Annotated in this window: 17 protein-coding genes; all 17 read right to left on the bottom strand. The window is 47.3% G+C overall.

Features of this window, described 5'->3' with window-relative positions; translation table 11 throughout:
- Positions 1-35 precede the first annotated feature (35 nt).
- Complete coding sequence (gene pnp / locus ADM98_RS12175) at positions 36-2,255, bottom strand: polyribonucleotide nucleotidyltransferase (protein ID WP_053453760.1); 2,220 nt, start codon at positions 2,253-2,255, stop codon at positions 36-38.
- A 138-nt stretch (positions 2,256-2,393) separates the two neighbouring features.
- Positions 2,394-2,663: a 30S ribosomal protein S15 gene (rpsO, locus tag ADM98_RS12180; protein ID WP_023468676.1), complete on the bottom strand. Its 270-nt coding sequence runs from the start codon at positions 2,661-2,663 to the stop codon at positions 2,394-2,396.
- Positions 2,664-2,786: 123 nt separating this feature from the next.
- Entirely contained in the window at positions 2,787-3,716 is a 930-nt protein-coding gene (locus ADM98_RS12185) for a bifunctional riboflavin kinase/FAD synthetase (protein ID WP_053453761.1), read from the bottom strand.
- Between the two features lie 16 nt (positions 3,717-3,732).
- On the bottom strand, positions 3,733-4,641 hold the full coding sequence (gene truB / locus ADM98_RS12190) for a tRNA pseudouridine(55) synthase TruB (protein WP_053453762.1): 909 nt from the start codon (positions 4,639-4,641) through the stop codon (positions 3,733-3,735).
- A gap of 50 nt (positions 4,642-4,691) precedes the next feature.
- The gene (gene rbfA / locus ADM98_RS12195) at positions 4,692-5,033 is read right to left on the bottom strand and encodes a 30S ribosome-binding factor RbfA (protein ID WP_053453763.1); all 342 of its coding nucleotides are present in this window, start codon (positions 5,031-5,033) and stop codon (positions 4,692-4,694) included.
- Positions 5,034-5,072: 39 nt separating this feature from the next.
- Positions 5,073-7,244 (bottom strand): translation initiation factor IF-2, encoded by a 2,172-nt coding sequence (gene infB / locus ADM98_RS12200; protein WP_053453764.1) that lies wholly within the window; start codon positions 7,242-7,244, stop codon positions 5,073-5,075.
- Between the two features lie 15 nt (positions 7,245-7,259).
- Positions 7,260-7,562: a YlxQ family RNA-binding protein gene (locus ADM98_RS12205; protein ID WP_023468681.1), complete on the bottom strand. Its 303-nt coding sequence runs from the start codon at positions 7,560-7,562 to the stop codon at positions 7,260-7,262.
- Positions 7,555-7,824, bottom strand: a complete 270-nt coding sequence (gene rnpM, locus ADM98_RS12210; RefSeq protein WP_082318558.1) for an RNase P modulator RnpM — start codon at positions 7,822-7,824, stop codon at positions 7,555-7,557. Before rnpM ends, ADM98_RS12205 begins: the two co-directional genes overlap by 8 nt.
- A gap of 3 nt (positions 7,825-7,827) precedes the next feature.
- The gene (gene nusA, locus ADM98_RS12215; RefSeq protein WP_053453765.1) at positions 7,828-8,937 is read right to left on the bottom strand and encodes a transcription termination factor NusA; all 1,110 of its coding nucleotides are present in this window, start codon (positions 8,935-8,937) and stop codon (positions 7,828-7,830) included.
- Between the two features lie 17 nt (positions 8,938-8,954).
- Positions 8,955-9,422, bottom strand: coding sequence for a ribosome maturation factor RimP (rimP, locus tag ADM98_RS12220; protein WP_053453766.1), 468 nt, complete (start codon positions 9,420-9,422; stop codon positions 8,955-8,957).
- 129 nt (positions 9,423-9,551) lie between these two features.
- Positions 9,552-13,823, bottom strand: coding sequence for a PolC-type DNA polymerase III (locus ADM98_RS12225; RefSeq protein ID WP_200904913.1), 4,272 nt, complete (start codon positions 13,821-13,823; stop codon positions 9,552-9,554).
- A 147-nt stretch (positions 13,824-13,970) separates the two neighbouring features.
- A complete protein-coding gene (locus ADM98_RS12230; protein WP_053453767.1) occupies positions 13,971-15,671 on the bottom strand; it encodes a proline--tRNA ligase in 1,701 nt (566 codons plus the stop codon).
- A 34-nt stretch (positions 15,672-15,705) separates the two neighbouring features.
- A complete protein-coding gene (gene rseP / locus ADM98_RS12235) occupies positions 15,706-16,947 on the bottom strand; it encodes an RIP metalloprotease RseP (RefSeq protein WP_053453768.1) in 1,242 nt (413 codons plus the stop codon).
- Between the two features lie 14 nt (positions 16,948-16,961).
- Positions 16,962-18,116 (bottom strand): 1-deoxy-D-xylulose-5-phosphate reductoisomerase, encoded by a 1,155-nt coding sequence (locus tag ADM98_RS12240; protein WP_053453769.1) that lies wholly within the window; start codon positions 18,114-18,116, stop codon positions 16,962-16,964.
- A 13-nt stretch (positions 18,117-18,129) separates the two neighbouring features.
- Positions 18,130-18,930 (bottom strand): phosphatidate cytidylyltransferase, encoded by an 801-nt coding sequence (locus tag ADM98_RS12245; protein ID WP_053453770.1) that lies wholly within the window; start codon positions 18,928-18,930, stop codon positions 18,130-18,132.
- Between the two features lie 20 nt (positions 18,931-18,950).
- Positions 18,951-19,691, bottom strand: coding sequence for an isoprenyl transferase (locus ADM98_RS12250; protein WP_053453771.1), 741 nt, complete (start codon positions 19,689-19,691; stop codon positions 18,951-18,953).
- A 79-nt stretch (positions 19,692-19,770) separates the two neighbouring features.
- On the bottom strand, positions 19,771-20,328 hold the full coding sequence (gene frr / locus ADM98_RS12255; protein WP_023468691.1) for a ribosome recycling factor: 558 nt from the start codon (positions 20,326-20,328) through the stop codon (positions 19,771-19,773).
- Position 20,329 lies beyond the last annotated feature (1 nt).

Below are 20,329 nucleotides of genomic sequence, written 5' to 3' on the forward strand. Positions count from 1 at the left end.
TGCATTCTCTGCACCGTCGAGCCACCTTGGATTCATTAGTTACGACGTGGTGGACGTTGTCCGTCACGTGGTGGGCGTGAACCCTGGTCCCGGCGTGGCGGGCGGTTCTCACGCTCTGTCTTTTTCTTTTCTTCGTATGCGGCACGATCTTCTTCGCTTAAGCCTTCAACGAGTAAGACTTTGTGCGAAGCGTTGACGCGACCTTTGTCATCGATTTCCGTAACACGGACTTTTAGCTTATCACCAAGTTTAACGACATCTTCCGTTTGACCAACACGGTTAAGTGCAAGTTCCGAAATGTGGACGAGGGCGTCTTTTCCTTTGAACAATTCGACGAATGCACCGAATTTTTCAACGCGACGGACAGTTCCATCGAACTCTTCACCGATGACGACTTCACGGACGATATCTTCGACCAATTGACGGGCACGATCGATACCTGCTTGATCTGTCGAAGCGATGAAGACTGTTCCGTCTTGATCGATGTCGATCTTAACGCCTGTCTCATCGATGATACCGTTGATGACTTTACCACCAGGTCCGATCACATCACGAATTTTATCTGGATTGATTTTGAGTGTGACGATTTTCGGCGCGTATTGCGACAATTCGACACGTGGTTCAGCGATGACAGTCTGCATATGCTCAAGGATGTGCAGACGACCAAGACGTGCTTGTTCGAGTGCTTCTTCAAGAATTTGACGTGTGATTCCGCCAATTTTCATATCCATTTGTAGAGCTGTAACACCTTCGTGAGTTCCAGCGACTTTAAAGTCCATATCGCCGAGATGATCTTCCATCCCTTGAATATCTGTCAAGATCGAGTAGTGATCGCCTTCCATGATCAAGCCCATCGCGATACCAGCGACAGGTGCTTTGAGTGGAACACCCGCATCCATCATAGCAAGGATCGAACCACAGATTGACGCCTGTGACGAAGAACCGTTCGACTCAAGAACTTCTGACACGAGACGAATCGTGTACGGGAAATCAACTTCATTCGGAAGTACTGGTAAGAGTGCGCGTTCTCCAAGTGCACCGTGACCGATTTCACGACGACCTGGTGCACGCATTGGACGTGCTTCCCCGACTGAGAATGGTGGGAAGTTATAGTGGTGCATGAAACGTTTCTCTTCTTTCAAACCAAGTCCATCGATGATTTGAGCGTCGCCCGCAACACCGAGTGTCGCAACAGACAAGACTTGTGTTTGACCGCGTGTGAACAAACCTGAACCGTGTGCACGTGGTAAGAGACCAACTTCTGAATCGAGTGGACGAATCTCAGCAAGACCACGACCATCCGGACGAACTTTGTCTTCCGTGATGAGACGACGGACTTCGTCTTTGACGAACTTGTTGAGAACGCCTGATACTTCTGACAGTTGCTCTGCTGTGACTGACTCGTCAGCTGCATACAACTCGATGTATTTTTCGATGACTTCATTGATAGCAACGTCACGCGCTTGTTTTTCTTCGACTTGAACCGCTTGTGTGACTTCTGCCAATGCTTCTGCTTTCAGGCGATTGACGATTGTCTCATCGAAGCTTGATACCGTATATTCGAATTTTTCTTTACCGACTTGAGCAACGATTTCTTCTTGGAACGCAATCATTTCCTTGATGACATCGTGTCCAAGCAAGATCGCTTCAAGCATCGCTTGTTCTGATACTTCCTTCGCACCTGCTTCAACCATGTTGACGGCATGTTTTGTTCCGGCAACTTGGAGATCGATGTCGCTGACTTCCATTTGTGCTGAAGTCGGGTTCACGACGAATTCACCGTCGACGCGACCGATCGTAACGCCGGCGATTGGACCATCGAATGGAATATCTGAAATCGAAAGCGCAATCGAAGCACCGATCATCGCTGCAACTTCTGGTGAATTGTCAGCATCTGACGAAAGAACCGTTGTCGCCACTTGTACATCGTGACGGAAGCCGTCTGGGAATAATGGACGGATCGGACGGTCAATCAGACGCGAAGTCAAGATGGCACTCTCTCCAGGACGTCCTTCACGTTTAAGGAATCCACCTGGGATTTTCCCTGCCGCATATAATTTTTCTTCATAGTTCACTGTTAATGGGAAGAAATCTAAGTCCTTCGGTTGTTTTGATGCAACGACCGTAGCAAGAACGGCTGTATCGCCGTAACGAATCAATGCTGCTCCGTTCGCCTGTTTTGCTAATTGACCGATTTCAATCGTTAATGGACGTCCACCGAGTTCGGTCGAAAACGTCTGTTTTGTTTGTGACATGCACAAATCTCCTCTCACTGCTATCCGTTTTTTCATTCAAATCTAATTATGTAGGTTCTTGCGCAAAAAGTCCATGAATCGGCAAAAAAAAGAAACAGGAGACGATGCTCCTGCTTCCCTACCTCGTTCTCGTCGGGATTAGCGACGGAGACCAAGACGCTCGATCAACGAACGGTAACGTGCAACATCCTTGTTACGAAGGTATGTGAGCAAGTTACGGCGACGACCGACCATTTTCAAGAGACCACGACGTGAGTGGTGATCCTTTTTGTGTGTACGTAAGTGATCGTTCAAAGTTGTGATTTGTTCAGTCAAAACAGCAACTTGTACTTCCGGCGAACCAGTATCGCCTTGTTTCGTAGCATATGCTTCGATAATTTCGTTTTTACGTTCTTTTGTGAGTGCCATTGTCACTCCACCTCCATCTTATGAATGACCGTATTCCCGAGCATCGGATGGTGAGACCAGATGCCAAGTGAATCGGCTGTACGTGATCGTACTGACCTATCATAACGAACCCTGTCCGTACTGTCAAACGCTTAATCGTGCATTTGCTTCTTCGCGGTCACGCGCTAATTGTTCTTTTAATTGATCGATGCCGTTAAACGCTTTTTCATCCCGTAAGTAAGCGATCCATTCAAGTGTCAGTTCTTGATCATAGAGGTCTTCGTCAAAATCAAGCAGATGCGTCTCGATACTTACGTCTCCCGTCTCATAAAACGTCGGTCGTCTCCCAACATTCGTCATCGCCTTGAACCGACGACCGTCTGCTAAGCGAACGAATGTCGCATACACACCGAGTTTCGGAATGACGTAAGAAAATTCCGGACGCATGTTGGCTGTCGGGAAGCCGATTTGCCGTCCGCGTGCGTCACCGTGAATGATCGTTCCTTTGATTTGATAGGGTTCACCGAGCAAATGCGCAGCCTGTTCGACTTCACCTGCAGCAAGTAAACGTCGAATCCGGGTCGAACTGATTTTTTCCGCTTCTTCTTGAAATTCCGCAACGACAGTATGTGTAAACGTGTCCCGACTGTGGAAATCAAGTGTCGCCATTTTACCTGCTCCGAAGCGACCATAGGAATAATCAAATCCTGCGACAACGTGTTCTGCTCCGGATGCAATCAGATATTCGTCAACGAAGGCTTGCGGTGATAATTCCGAAAAGGGAATTGTAAACTCAATCACATAAACACGATCGGCACCGAGCTGTTCGATTTTCTCTAATTTACGTTCAAGTGGTGTGATGTAGCGGACCGGTTCATCGCCTTTACCAAGTACTTGTTTCGGATGCGGATCAAACGTCATGACAGCTAAGGGCAAGCGACGAGCCTCCGCCTCTTTGCGAGCTGCTGCGATGACCTGCTGATGCCCGAGATGTACGCCGTCAAAAAAGCCGAGTGCGACGACGGCAGGGTCTTTTTGAGGCTGTTCCGGATATGTCAAATGTATGATGTCCATGATGCTCTCTCCGATCTTAATCGATTTGTAGCATGACCTCGACGCGTGCTACCTGTTCTTCTGGAAGACGTCGATATAGCGCTAAAGGTACGTCTTCTTCATTATAGACAGTAAACAGCTCGAATTCGACTGGAATGCTCGTCAGCTTCGCTCCATTTAAGACACGCTGTGCTGTCGACGCATCGACCGTCAAGCGTGGCCATTTTTGAATGACGTGTTCAATCGGTAGAACGTGTTGCATCCGTTCTTCAACCGTCTCATACGATTCAAGCGTCTCAAGTGTCACGGTATCCGTCTCAGCGATGGCACCAGAGCTTGTCCGGCGTAGTTCACTCATGTGTGCCGCGTAACCAAGTCGTTCTCCGATCTCGACCGCTAATGTCCGAATATACGTCCCTTTTCCACAAGCGATATCAAGACGGAAGCGACAGAGACCGTCTTCAAATACAATATCTGATGTTCGTTCTAGTCGATCGATGCGGACGATGCGCGTCGGACGCTCAACTTCAATTCCTTTTCGGGCATATTCATATAATTTTTTCCCATTCACTTTAACAGCTGAATAATATGGTGGTGTCTGCTCGATCTCTCCTGTCAATTGAGTCAAGATGTCCGCAATTGCTTCCTCGGTAATACTTCCCGGTTCAACCGCTGTTTCGCGAACTGTTTCTCCGTGCGCATCTTCCGTTGTCGTCGCAAAGCCGATCGTCACTTCCGCTGCGTAGCGCTTTCCTTCATCCGTGATGAAGCGGGCAAGCTTCGTCGCTCGACCAAGACAAATCGGTAAGACTCCCGTTACTTCCGGGTCGAGTGTCCCTGTATGTCCAACTTTTTTCGTCTGAAACAAGCGACGTAGACGAAAGACACAATCGTGACTCGTCATACCCGCTGGTTTATCTAACGGTAATACTCCGATGGGTTCCACGTTATTTCCTCCTTGAAAAAAGGCAACCACACACGTGGCTGCCTTAGGTGTTAATCTTTGTTCAAATTCCGAAGCAACTCATCAATGCGTGATCCGTACTCGACAGAAGAATCGACCTCGAACAATAGTTCAGGTGTTTTCCGTAGACGAATCCGTGATCCGATTTCCTTGCGCATAAAGCCTTTTGATCTTTCAAGACCGATGCGCGCATCCTCACGTGCTTTATCGTCACCGAGGACCGAGTAGAAGATCGTCGCTTGTTGTAAGTCTCCTGTCACTTCGACACCTGTGACGGTAATCGTCTTGACGCGAGGATCCTTGACATCTTTGATGAGCAGTTGCGTAATTTCCTTACGCATCTGTTCGGCGACACGATTCGAGCGTAAACTCATAGTTATTCCCTCCAGTTCGGAAGAATGGATTCCGTTCTGTTACTTCCGTTTAACTTCTTCCATGATGAACGCTTCGATGACATCATCAACTTTGATATCATCATATTTTTCAATCTTAATTCCACACTCATAGCCAGTAGCGACTTCTTTGACATCATCTTTGAAACGACGAAGTGTATCGAGTTTTCCTTCGTAGATGACGATACTGTCACGTACGACACGGACGCCTGCATCACGTGTTAACTTACCTTCCGTGACATATCCACCTGCGATCGTACCGACTTTCGATACTTTGATGACATCGCGGACTTCAGCTTGACCGATGATTTTCTCAACGAATTCAGGATCAAGAAGACCTTTCATCGCTTGCTCGATTTCTTCGATTGCGTTATAGATGATCCGATGAAGACGAATTTCGACTTTTTCCTGATCCGCCATCGATTTGGCGTTACCATCTGGCCGGACGTTGAATCCGATGATGATCGCATTCGCTGCCGAAGCAAGGATGACGTCACCTTCCGTGATAGCACCGACACCTGAGTGTACGATGTTAATTTTAACACCTTCGACATCAATTTTCTTCAATGAACCGGCTAAGGCTTCAACTGAACCTTGAACGTCACCTTTGATGATGATGTTAAGGTCTTTGACTTCGCCTTCTTTAATGCGGTCGAAGAGATCTTCTAAGCTGACTTTCGCCGAATCACGACGTTGTGCTTCGATTTCACGTTGGTAACGCGCTTCACCGATTTGACGAGCTTTTTTCTCATCTTCGAATGCGAAGAATTGATCGCCTGCTTTCGGTACGTCGTTTAAACCTGTGATTTCGATTGGCGTCGATGGTCCAACTTCTTTAACACGACGACCGATATCGTTGACCATTGCCCGGATACGACCGAACGTATGACCGACAACGATTGGATCCCCAACACGGAGTGTACCGTGTTGAACGAGAAGCGTTGCAACTGGTCCACGTCCTTTATCGAGTTTCGCCTCGATGACTGTACCACGACCATGCATTTCTGGTGTTGATTTATATTCTTGAACTTCTGAAACGAGAAGAATCATTTCGAGCAATTCATCGATTCCGTCACCTTTAAGTGCTGAAACCGGTACGAAGATCGTATCGCCACCCCAGTCTTCTGCAACGAGTTCGAACTCTGTCAATTCTTGTTTGACACGGTCTGGGTTAGCACCCTCTTTGTCCATCTTGTTGACAGCTACGATGATTGGAACACCAGCTGCTTTCGCGTGGCTGATTGCTTCTTCCGTTTGTGGCATGACACCATCATCCGCTGCAACGACGATGATCGCGATATCCGTGACATCTGCTCCACGTGCACGCATTGTTGTAAATGCCGCGTGACCTGGTGTATCAAGGAATGTGATTTTCTTACCGTCGATTTCAACTTGGTACGCACCGATGTGCTGTGTGATCCCGCCGGCTTCGCCTGCAGTGACCTTCGTGTTACGGATTGAATCGAGCAAAGTCGTTTTACCGTGGTCGACGTGTCCCATGATCGTAACGACCGGTGGACGCTCAGACAATTCGTACTGGTCGAGGTTCAATTCGTATTGATCAAAGTCCGTCTCATCGACTTGGACTGTCTTTTCGACTTCAAAACCGAACTCTGTTGCAAGCAGTTCAACTGTTTCGTCATCGAGATCTTGGTTGATCGTCGCCATGACACCGAGACCCATCAATTTCATAATCAATTCATTCGGTTTTTTCGCCATTTTTTCAGCAAGTTCACCGACTGTCAAGTTGTCAGAGTATTGAACGACGTTTGCCATCGCCTCTTCTTGTGCCCGACGAGCTGCTTTCCGTTGACTCGACTTCGAGTTCGGATCCGCTACTTCGAGTTTACGTGGTTCTGCTTTCTTTTGGTTCGGACGACGTTTGCCGCCACGGTTGTTACGGTTGCCGAATTCTGGGCGTCCGCCTTTGCTGTTACGTGATTGGTTACCTGCTGGTTTGTTTGTACTTCCTGGTCGGTTCGGTTTATTATCTGATTTCACTTGTTTTGGAGCCTCCGTCTTTTGAGCCCGATATTTCTCGGGATTAAATACTTGATCGAGTTGCTGTACTGTCTGTTCATCTAATACTGCCATGTGATTCTTGACTGGTTTCTCCAGCTTTTCAAGCTGGGTGATGACCTGCTTACTTGTTACGTTTTGTTCCTTGGCGAATTCGTATACACGTTTACCCAAAGGATCCACCTCCAATTAGTCGTTCGAGAGGAGTTCAGTTAGCTTTTTCGCAAATCCGGCTTCATTGACTGACACGACAACACGCGCATCCTTTCCTAATGCTTGACCGAGAATCGTCCGGTCGGCGACTTCTAGGTAAGGAACTTGATAACTCGTACATTTATCTGTGACTTTCTTACGCGTGGCAGCCCCCGCATCTGCTGCTAAGAGAACAAGCTTCGCTTGTCCTCCTCGTACTTCTTTCAGTACGAGTTCTTCTCCAGTCGTCACTTTCCTAGCTCGATTCGCGAGACCGAGAAGGGATTCCCATTTACTCATGCGTACCTCCCGCGAGTTCTAGCAATTCATCGTATAAGGCATCTGTCGTCTTGACCTTCAAATGATGATCGAGCGTCCGTTTTTTCTTCGCCGTCGCAATGACTGCCGCATCTTTTGATAAATAGGCACCCCGCCCATTCATCTTACCATTTAAATCGATGACGACCTCTTGTTCAGGTGTCCGGACGACACGAATTAATTCTTTTTTCGGTTTCATTTCTTGTGTGATGACACACTTGCGTAATGGTACCTTTTTTTGCACGAATTATTCCTCGCCTTCAACTTGGACCGCTTCTACTGTCGGCTCTTCCGTTGCGAAGACATCTTCGAGATCCATCGATTCTGCTTCAGACTCACTCTTGATGTCGATCTTCCATCCTGTCAATTTTGCTGCAAGACGCGCGTTTTGACCACGCTTCCCGATTGCAAGTGACAGTTGGAAATCTGGAACAACGACGATCGTTGCCTTCGCTGGTTCGTTGACATAAACAGCAACGACTTGAGCAGGGCTGAGTGCATTCGCGACATATTCTTTCGGATCATCCGAGTAACGAACGATATCGATTTTTTCTCCGTTCAGATCATTGACGATACGCTGAACACGTGCGCCTTTTTGTCCGACACATGCACCAACTGGATCGATGTCATCCGCTGCGACTGCGATTTTCGAGCGGTCGCCCGCTTCACGTGCAACAGATTTAACTTCGACTTCGCCACTTGAAATTTCCGGTACTTCGATTTCAAAGAGACGTTTTAAGAGACCTGGGTGTGTCCGTGATACGAGAATCGAGGCACCTGATCCTTTGACCATTGGATCAACTTTCGTGACGTACACTTTAATGCGATCACGAATCCCGAAACGTTCATTCGGCATTTGCTCGTGTGTCGTCAAGACGGCTTCGATACCTTCTAGGTTCACGTACAAGTTCCGTGCATCTTGACGTTCGACGATACCCGTCATGATTTCATCTTCACGATCCGCGAAGTGATTATAGATGCGTTCGCGTTCTGCTTCACGCATTTTTTGTGTGACGATCTGTTTCGCCGTTTGTGCCGCAACACGACCAAAGTCGCCTGGCGTCACTTCGACTTTATGGAAATCGCCGAGTTCATAGGTTGGATCGATTTCATGTGCTTCTTCAAGCGAGAGTTGCTCTTCCGGTTGCGTCAATCGTTCAACGACTTCCTTAAGCGCGAAGACACGAATATCTCCTGTCTGCTGGTCGAATTCGACCTTTACAGCCTCCGACTCTTTTCCGAAGTTACGTCGGTACGCTGAAATCAATGCCTGTTCGAGCGCATCGATGATGATATTCTTATCAATTTCCTTCTCTTTCGCGATTTGATTGATCGCCTCGAGTAACTGTGGTCCCATCGTTCTCTTCCTTTCCGTCAGAACATTACCGCAAGTCGCGCAAGTGCAATCTTGTCGACCGGTATCTCAATTTTCAATTTTCTTGTTTTGACACGCACTTCGATTTCAAGCATCTCAGGTGTGTACGATAGCAACGTTCCCTCGAATTCAACTGCATTCTTCACTGGATCGTGCGTTTTGATGTACACATGTTTCCCGATTGCTTTTTCGAAATCCTCGTCTTTCTTCAGTGGACGTTCCGCTCCTGGACTAGCGACGTCGAGGTAATACGGCTCGTCGATCGGATCATTATCATTCAATGCTTCCGATAACTGTTCATTGATTTTGACGCAGTCTTCAAGATCTACGCCACCCTCTTTGTCGATGGAGACACGTAGGAACCAATCCGCCCCTTCTTTGACGAATTCAACGTCGACTAGCTCCATCCCCTCTCGTTCGACGATTGGTTTTGCGAGCGCTTCGACCTTTTCCGTTACGTTCGTCATCTTCATCCTCCTTCAAAAAACAAACAAGAAAGGAGCAGGTCCCCCTACTCCTTCCAAGTCGTAGTATAAAAAACATTTCCTCACTCAATATAGCATAGGAAAGCGCTCAAAGCAAGTGTTCCTAAGGGCTTACAAGTCGAACAAGGAGAGCTGATTCTCGTCTGGTAACCCTTCGAGACAACCCAGGTTATCGAGGGTCTCGATGATGGATTTCGACAACTTCGCGCGTTTTTGAAGGTCTTCCTTCGAGAGGAATTCTCCGCCTTTACGTGCTTCGACGATTTGCTTCGCAGCGTTCGTCCCAAGACCTGTCACGGCATCAAACGGCGGTAACAATGTATCCCCATCAATCAAGAATTCTGATGCGCTCGAACGGTAGAGATCGACTTTCTGGAATGTAAAGCCGCGTTCAATCATCTCGAGCGCAATTTCAAGGACTGTATACAAGCCTTTATCCTTCGCCGTCGCTTCAAAACCTTTATCCTTAATGTCTTGTAAGACTTTACGAACGGCAGCAGAGCCCTTATTCATCGCACCGATATCAAAGTCACCCGCACGTACCGTAAAGTACGAAGCATAGTAATACATCGGATGGTGAACTTTATAGTAAGCAATCCGAACCGCCATCAAGACGTAAGCGGCAGCGTGGGCTTTTGGGAACATGTACTTGATTTTCTTGCAAGAGTCGATGTACCAGAGTGGCACGTCGTTCTCGATCATCGCCTCTTCCATATCAATCGAGAGCCCTTTCCCTTTACGGACCGACTCCATGATCTTAAAGGCAAGCGACGGTTCAAGACCGGCATAGATCAAGTAGACCATGATGTCATCTCGACAACCGATGACGTCTTTTAACTCACATGTTCCGTTGTAAATCAGTTCACTTGCATTTCCAAGCCAGACATCCGTTCCGTGTGAGAGTCCAGAAATCTGAACAAGTTCCGAGAACGTCGTCGGTTTTGTCTCCTCTAGCATTTGGCGAACGAACTTAGTCCCAAACTCCGGAATACCGAGCGTTCCTGTTTTTGAATCAATCTGCTCAGGTGTCACACCGATTGATTCCGTCGAACTGAAGATTTTCATGACTTCTGGGTCATCAACAGGAATCGTCTTTGGGTCACGTCCTGATAAATCTTGTAGCATCCGAATCATTGTCGGATCATCGTGACCGAGGATATCGAGTTTGAGTAAGTTATCGTGAATCGAGTGGAAATCGAAGTGTGTCGTTTTCCATTCAGAACCCATGTCATCCGCTGGATATTGAATCGGACTGATATCGTAGATGTCCATGTAGTCCGGTACGACGATGATTCCGCCTGGGTGTTGTCCGGTTGTTCGTTTGACACCGGTGACTCCGCTAACGAGACGATCGACTTCCGCATTCCGGTACGTCAACTCATTCTCTGACTGATACCCTTTGACATATCCATACGCTGTTTTCTCGGCAATCGTTCCGATCGTTCCGGCACGATAGACGTAATCGTCACCGAACAGGACTTTCGTATAAGCATGCGCTTGCGGCTGATATTCCCCACTGAAGTTCAAATCGATATCTGGTACTTTATCCCCTTTAAAACCAAGGAATGTCTCAAACGGAATATCATGACCGTCTTTAAATAGCGGAATATCACATTTCGAACACGATTTGTCCGGTAAATCAAATCCTGAACCGACGGAACCGTCATCAAAGAATTCTGATTCCTTACAATTCGGACAGACATAATGCGGAGGTAATGGATTAACTTCCGTGATTTCCGTCATCGTCGCAACAAGGCTCGATCCGACCGACCCCCGTGAACCGACCAAATAACCATCGTCGAGTGACTTTTTAACGAGCTTGTGCGAAATCAGATAAATAACGGCGAATCCGTGACCAATAATCGACTTCAGCTCTTTTTCAAGTCGTGCTTCGACAATTTCGGGTAATGTCTCCCCATAAATCCGATGTGCCATATCATATGACAAGTTTCGGACTTCTTCATCTGCGCCTTCAATCTTTGGTGTATACAAATCTTTTGGAATGATGTCGATATTCTCGAACTGTTCCGCGACGGCTTGACTATTCGTGATGACGAGACGTTCCGACACATCTGGTCCGAGGAACTTGAAGTCGTCCATCATTTCCTTCGTCGTGCGGAAATGAGCTGGTGGCAATTGTTTCCGCATATTCAACATGTTCGCTCCGCCTTGTGTCCGAATCAAAATCTCTCGGTACGTCGCGTCATGCTGATCGAGGTAATGCACATTCCCTGTCGCGACCGGTAAGATATCATGTTCTTCTGCGACGCGGATGATTTTCTTGATCAGTTCACGCAGTTCAAGTTCATTCTGAACGATTTCCCGTTCAATCAAATGACCGTACATCGCGGGTGGCTGAATCTCGATGAAATCATAGAACTGCATGACCTTCGCTAAATCCTCATCCGATTTATTCAGGGCAGCATCAAAGACTTCGCCGTTATCGCATGCAGAACCGATGATTAATCCATCACGGTGCGCGACGAGTTGTGAACGTGGTGTTCGCACGACACGGTGAACGTGTTTCGTGTGGGCAAGCGAAATCAATTGGTACAAATTCTTCAAGCCCGTCCGGTTTTTCGCGTAAACCGTCGCATGGTATGGTCGTGCCCGCGAGATATCTTTCCCCATCTCCCGGTTAAGTGAGGCATGAGTCTTCATGTCGAACATCTCATCCGCCATTTGAAGCAATTTGACCATCAAATATCCCGTCGCTTCCGCGTCATAGATGGCGCGGTGATGCTGCGTCAATTCGATGTCAAATCGTTTCGCGAGTGTATTCAATCGGTGGTTTTTTAATGTCGGCATCAACACACGCGCTAGTTCTAATGTATCGATGACAGGTAACAGTGACTCCTCATGACCACCAGACCGGAGCGTCGCATTTAAGAATCCAATATCAAACGAGGCGTTATGGGCAACAAGAATCGAGTCACCTGCCCAGTCCATGAATTCCTTAACGACTTGTTCTGGATCTGGTTGTCCCCGGACCATATCATCGGTAATGCCTGTCAAATCAATCGTCGTTGCCGATAGGAGATGCTTCGGATCTGCGAACGCTTCGAATTTATCGATGATATCGCCATCATAGATTTTGACAGCTGCGAGTTCGATGATTTTGTTGTACATCGCTGATAAACCCGTCGTCTCAACGTCAAAGACAACAAACGTTGCGTCATCTAAATTTCGATCAATCGGATGATAAGCGACTTGCACCCCGTCATTAACGACGTTTGCTTCAATTCCGTATAGCACCTTAATATCGTTTTTCTTTCCAGCATAGTAAGCATCCGGAAAACTTTGGGCACCGGCATGATCGGTGATTGCTACAGCAGGATGTCCCCACTTTGCTGCCCGTTCAACGTATTTCGTCACGTTCATGACGGCGTCCATCTGACTCATTTGCGAGTGCGCATGTAATTCGACGCGCTTCTCACCTGCCCAAGGATCAGCTGGTGCTTCCATCTTCACTTCTGATAGTTGAGCAATCATCATACAGAGATCGCGAAGGAATGTATCGAATTCGACTCGACCTGCCGCTTGAATCCACATGCCTTTTTTGATCGCCGAGAGGATTTTAACATCCGTCTCGTCACGCGCGAACATCTTGACGACAAGCGAGTCCGTATAATCCGTCATCTTAAACGTAAAGATCGTCTTCCCGCTTCGTAGTTCACGACTTTCTGCTGAGAAGACGAGACCACGAATGGCAATTCGTCGCTCTTCGTCCTGAATCGTCTTGATTGGGACAATCTCATCTTGAATCGGTTTCCCGATTCGGATATCGACAGGACCTTCATCATCATCTCGTGTCTGCTCCCGTTTAAATTGCAATTCGAGCATCCGCTTTGCTTCTTCCATGTCTTCCTGCTTCACCTGATTGCGCAACTCTTCTTGTTTCGACTCGTTAATCTGAACAATCGGTTCACAGTTGAACTTCGGGAATCCGTAAGCACTATAGAGTAACTGTAACTCACCACATAGGCTACTTTTCAAGAAACCTGCTTCTGGTTCACTCCGGACTGGAATGAATAATTTCTGTTCTTTGAACTCTGGTAAGACACGTCCAAGTTGAGTTCGCATCGCTGATGAAACATCCGCGAGATCCTGAACGACATATGGCCAGTAGTCATGATACATACGCTCGTCTGGACGGCTATCTGCATGCAATATGATTTTGACTTCGGCAAATTGTTGATACCGACTGACTAAACGACTCGTGAAGAGTTGATAGACGTTTTGTGGTAAAACGTGTGGCAAGCGGATCTCAAATGTCCACGTGGCTTTAGCTTTATTGACGCGAAGCTTTTCGAGAACTGCTTCGTGAAAGTATTCTTCAATAATCCCGTTCGGTAATTCCAAGTCACTGAGTAACAGTGACATGCGTTGTTGTGTATCCACTCGCAATTGTGCTGTCTGATCGCTTCACACCGTGACAGCAACTCCTCCTCCTCTTGCGGATTGCCCAAGGGGCGAATGGGTGTGAGACAAGAAAACAGTCACTTTATGAAAAGTGACCGTCTCCATCCTTTATTCTAAACCTTCATAGAGTGAACGAACAGCCTCAACGACTTGTTCTTGTCCAACTTCTTCTGCATCGCCACCACGACGTGCTTTTAATTCAACGATTCCTTCTGCCGCTTTTTTCCCGACGTTCAAACGAACCGGTAGACCAATCAAATCCGCATCAGCGAACTTGACGCCTGCCCGTTCTTTCCGGTCGTCAAGGAGAACACTGAATCCTGCAGCTGTCAACTCACGGTATAATGTTTCTCCGAGCTCGAGTTGTTCTGCATTTTTACCGTTGACGACGATTAAATGAACATCGTATGGAGCGATCGCTTTGGGCCAAATGATTCCACGCTCGTCATAATGTTGTTCGACGACTGCCGACAATGTCCGCGAGACACCGATACCGTAACAACCCATGATGAGAGGTTGTGCCTTACCGCCTTCATCGAGGAATGTCGCTCCCATTCCTTCTGAGTAACGTGTTCCGAGTTTGAAGACTTGACCCACTTCGATTCCACGAGCGAATTTAACGTTACCGTTACCGTCTGGTGAGACGTCACCTTCTTCAACGAAGCGCAAGTCTGTATAGTCTGCTTCGAAATCACGGCTTGGATCAACATGAATATAATGCGTTTCTGCTTTATTCGCACCACAGACCGCATTCGTCAAGGCACGAATCGCGTAATCTGCAACGATCTTCATGTCAGCACCAATCGGTCCAAGCGTTCCTGGTGTTGAGTGAAGCGCTGCTTCAATCTCTTCATCACTTGCCATTGTGATATCAAGTGCACCGAGATAGTTCTTCAACTTGATGTCATTGACTTCATGATCGCCACGAACAAGCGCCATGACAAGCCCTTGTTCCGTTTTGAAGATGACCGTCTTGATTGATTCGTTAGCTGGCAAGTTCAAATGTGCACTGACTGCTTCAATCGTCTTCGCATCTGCCGTATGCACTTCTTCCAGCGCTTCTGGTGCTTTGTCTTGCTTTGGATAAGCATCGATTGATTCAGCCATCTCTAAGTTTGCTGCGTAATCCGACTGATCCGAATAGACGATCGTGTCTTCACCGATTGCCGCTAAGGCATGAAACTCATGTGTTCCGCTACCACCGATTGCGCCAGAATCGGCGACGACCGGACGGAATTCAAGACCGACACGTGTAAAGATCCGCGAATACGTATCAAACATATTTTGATATTCTTCGTCTAAGCTCTCTTGTGACGAGTGGAATGAATAGGCATCCTTCATGATGAACTCACGACCACGTAATAAACCAAAACGTGGACGACGTTCGTCACGATACTTCATTTGAATCTGGAAGAGGTTGACTGGCAACTTCTTGTACGAGTTCAACTCATCTCGGACAATCGATGTGATCAGTTCTTCGTGTGTCGCACCAAGTGCAAAACGACGATCGTGACGATCCGTTAAACGCATTAATTCAGGTCCATAGATATCCCAGCGACCTGTCTCTTCCCAAAGTTCAGCTGGCTGAATCGCTGGCATGAGTAATTCTTGCGCCCCTGCTGCATCTAATTCTTCACGGATGATCGTCTCGATGTTTGCGAGAACTCGTTTTGCGAGTGGTAAATACGAATAGATCCCAGCGGCATTTTGACGTATAAATCCTGCACGAAGCAAGAGTTGGTGACTGATGGCTTCTGCATCAGATGGTACTTCACGCAACGTTGGCATGAATAGTTTTGATTGTTTCATAATGAGTCACGAACTCCTTTGACTGAGTGATTAATTAAAAGAACTTTTGAATGTCGTTCCAAGTGACGACGAGCATGAGTAACATTAAGAGCGCAAAACCAACGAAGTGAACCAATCCTTCTTTTTGAGGATCAACCGGTTTTCCGCGTAAGGCTTCAAGGAAGAGGAACAGCAATCGTCCACCGTCAAGCGCTGGAAGTGGTAACAAGTTAAAGACCGCTAAGTTGACGGACAACAGTGCTGTCCATGTCAACAGCATCGAGAATCCACTATCTGCGACCTGATCAGTCATTTTGACGATTCCGACTGGTCCTGATAACTGATCGACACCAACGACACCAGTCACGAGATCTCCAACGGCACCGACGATAAGTGTCGACATCCGCCATGTTTCAGAGACACCTGTTTGAAGAGCTGTCCCGAATGATTTTTCTGTCTCATTCGTGACACCAATGATACCAACCTTCTGTTCTCCTTGTTGTTGTACTTTAGGAGTGATCTCGGTTGTCGTCTCTTTCCCATCACGCTCATATTCCACTTCTGTTGCTTTACCAGCGCGGTCTTGGAATCCAGCACGTAAATCCGTCCATTTTGCTGTATCCTGTCCGTTGACTGAGACAATCCGGTCTCCTTCAACAAGTCCAGCTTTGTCAGCCGGTGAACCTTTTTGTACTGTTCCGATGACGCTTTCCCCTGTCGGAGAACCGTTATACAGGGCAAGGCCGAATAGAATGACGAACGCAAGAACGAAGTTCATGAACGGTCCTGCAGCGATGGCAAGGACGCGTTTCCATACGGATTTCGATCCAAATGTGCGATCATACGGGGCGATTTGTGTCCGTGTCTGACCTTCGACGAGAAACGCTGTTGGTGAGACGGGGTACCGGACCGTTGTCTCATCCTGTAACCCAACGAGTTCGAGTTGATGCAGTAGATCAATCCGCTCAACTGTGACGACTTGATCGACTTGCGGCTGATCCGCATCGAAATAAATCGTCTCGATGACACCCGCTTTTAACTGTAATCCGACAGTTTGACCTGACTTGATTTCAACGAGTTCAGGTTCTTCTCCCGCCATTTTGACGTAACCACCAATCGGTAATAGGCGAACTGTATACAACGTCTCATTTTTAAACACTGAAAAAATCTTCGGTCCAAATCCAATTGCGAATTCACGACAGAGAATACCTGCCCGCTTCGCCATTACGAGATGACCCCATTCATGGACGGCGACGAGTACACCGAACATCAGTACGATTGAAATAAAGGTCGTCATTACTTATCCCATCCTTAGTTAGCGAATGTAAGAGACGATACGAACTCACGCGCCCATCGGTCTGCCGCAAGGATTTGATCCAAGGATGGCTCTTCGATAAGGTCGTGAGCTTGAAGCGCCGCCTCAACGCTCGCTTCGATTTCTAAAAAGCGAATGTCCCCTTTTAAAAAGCGGTCCACTGCTTGTTCGTTCGCAGCATTGAGTACTGATGGCATCGAACCACCGGCTTGACCAGCTTCAAAAGCAAGTCGTAACAATGGATAACGGTCGAATGAAGCATCAGCAAAGTGTAAGCGTCCGATTTGCTTTAAGTTTAACCGTTCTCCCCCTTGGATTTCAAGGCGGGACGGATATGTAAGAGCGTACTGAATCGGCTCCCGCATGTCTGGCATGCCAAGTTGCGCCATTACTGCACCATCGTTGAACTCAACCATCGAGTGGATGATTGATTCCCGGTGAATGACGACATCAATATCCGCATAGTCGACATCAAATAACCAATGCGCTTCAATGACTTCGAACCCTTTGTTCATCATCGTTGCGGAATCAATCGTGATTTTCGCTCCCATCGACCAGTTTGGATGTGCAAGAGCTTGTTCGACCGTAACGTCTGCTAATTCTTCACGTGTTTGATCGCGGAAGCTTCCGCCTGACGCCGTCAAGATGATTTGACGCACATCCTCACGTCGTTCCCCGTTCAAACATTGGAAGATTGCTGCATGTTCACTATCGACCGGTAAGATAGTGACGTTTTTTTCGCGTGCTCGTTTCATGACGAGATGACCTGCTGTTACGAGTGTTTCTTTATTCGCTAACCCAATCGTTTTGCCAGCCTCAATCGCTGCAAGCGTCGGACGTAAACCAACGGCACCAACGACCGCTGTAATGACCGTATCGACTTCGGGATGCGTCACGATCTCAAGCAGTCCTTCTTCGCCAATGACGATCGTCGGCTGATATGTTAAGTGACGCTCAAGTTCTTGGCGAGTCGTTTCATCCTGTACACCGACAAGCATCGGCTGCAAACGGTTCAACCACGGTACGGCAACCGTCGTATTCCGTCCAAATGCAAAACTCGTCAATTCAAAAAGATCAGGATTAGCCGCAATGACGTCAAGCGTTTGCGTACCAATCGATCCTGTCCCGCCGATGATACTGATTTTCTTCATATGAAGCGCCTCCTCAAGCAAAGATATCAAGTACGACGAGGACCGTAAAGACGATCATCATGCTGTCGAACCGATCTAAAATACCACCATGACCCGGTAGTAACGTTCCAGAATCCTTTACACCGTAGTGGCGTTTGTAGGCTGACTGGACCAAATCACCAAGTTGACCCACGACGGCAACGATGATGGCAAGTAAAATGACTTTTCCAAAACCAACTGTCGGTTCAATGCTTTCGAACACGACACCAAGTAAGATGGCGAGTATGACACCACCGACTGCCCCTTCAATTGTTTTATTCGGGCTAATCGATGGCCACAGTTTATTCTTACCAAATCGTTTCCCGACGAAGTACGCTCCGGAATCGGTAAACCAAATCAAGAGAATGATTAAGAGTGACCATGTTAATCCGTGTTCGAGTAAGCGGATGTAGGCGAATGACGCAAAACCGACACCGACATAAACGGCAGTCAATAGCAAAAAGGCAACATCGTCAAATGTAAAGACGTTCTTTGAAAAGACATTCCAGAACAGACCGACTAACAAGATGATCATCGCCCAAGCGATAGGTGAGAGTCCGATTGGAAGTGTCCGATCAACTGCCTCCTCATAAATACCGATAAACGGCAATAGCGTTCCAATTCCAAATAAAATCCTTGGAATACGTGAGCCACTCCATTGTCGCATCCGGACGAGTTCGGTATACCCGAGAATCGTTAAGACTACCATAAACGCTAAAAAGGGTAGTCCACCGATGTACAAAAGTGCCAAAAAGATGGCGCCCGCCCATATCCCTGTAATAATTCGAGTTTTCATAAGCTAGTTCCTCATTTTAATCAGACGCCGCCGAACCGGCGTGTCCGTTGATTGTAATCTTCAATTGCAGCTAGAAATGCCTCACGACGAAATTCCGGCCACAGGATATCTGTGAAATAAAACTCTGCATAGGCTGCTTGCCACAGCAAGAAGTTCGACAGGCGTTGTTCCCCGCTTGTCCGAATCACAAAATCGACATCCGTCACGGATCCTGTCATCAACTCGCGTTCAATCGTCTCCGGTGTAATCGCATCCGGTGACAATAAGCCTGCTTGGACTTGGGCGCCCAGTTTTTGCATGACTTGCACAAGTTCATCGCGTCCTCCATAATTCAGAGCGAAAATCAGACGAAGTCCTGTATTGTGTTGCGTATCCAGCTTCGCTTGTTCGACCGCCTCGCGCGTGAAATGAGGGAGGCGAGATACTTCACCTGCTACCTCGACTTTAACATTTTGGGCATCGAGTTCTTTTAAATCTGATTCTAAAAACTGAGCTGGGAGCTTCATTAGAAAATTTACTTCTTCTTCTGGACGCGTCCAGTTTTCAGTTGAGAAGGCATACAGTGTCAAGCTTTTGATACCAAGCTCATTGGCGACTCGAACAACTTCTCGAATCGATTTCATACCTTCACGATGTCCCATGATTCGTGGAAGCCCACGTTTTTTTGCCCATCGTCCATTTCCATCCATAATAATGGCAACATGTTCAGGCACCCGCTCATAGGTTTCGGTTTCTTTCGTCTGATTCAACCATTGAAACATTCGCACTTCCTCCTCTCTCAATTATGAAGAAAGGGACTCTTCGTGTGACAAAGAGTCCCCCCCATGACGATCCGTCGCGTCATACTTCCATGATTTCTTGTTCTTTTTCCGTTGCCGTTTGATCAAGTTGTTTGACGAACTTGTCTGTCAACGTCTGAACATCTTCTGTGTAACCACGCAGATCGTCTTCTGTCAATGCACCATCTTTTTCTTGTTTTTTCAACTGTTCGTTCGTATCACGACGAATGTTACGGAGCGCAACTTTTCCTTCTTCCGTATACTTCTTGACGAGTTTAACAAGTTCCTTCCGACGCTCTTCCGTTAATGGTGGAATCGCAAGACGGATGACTGTACCATCAGATGACGGTGCAAGACCAAGATCAGCACGTTGAATCGCTTTTTCGATCTCGCTGACCATTGACTTATCCCAAGGAGTGATCAAGATCAGGCGTGCTTCTGGTGTGTTGACATTCGCTACTTGATTCAGCGGTGTTGGTGAACCATAGTATTCGACTTGAACGGGATCTAAAATGGCAACATTCGCACGACCTGCACGGAGTGTTGCAAGTTCCTTTTTAAGTGAAAGATGTGCTTTTTCCATCCGTTCTTCGGCTTGTTTCAAGATTTCTTTTGACATA

The organism is Exiguobacterium sp. BMC-KP (assembly GCF_001275385.1).
Lineage (GTDB): Bacteria > Bacillota > Bacilli > Exiguobacteriales > Exiguobacteriaceae > Exiguobacterium_A.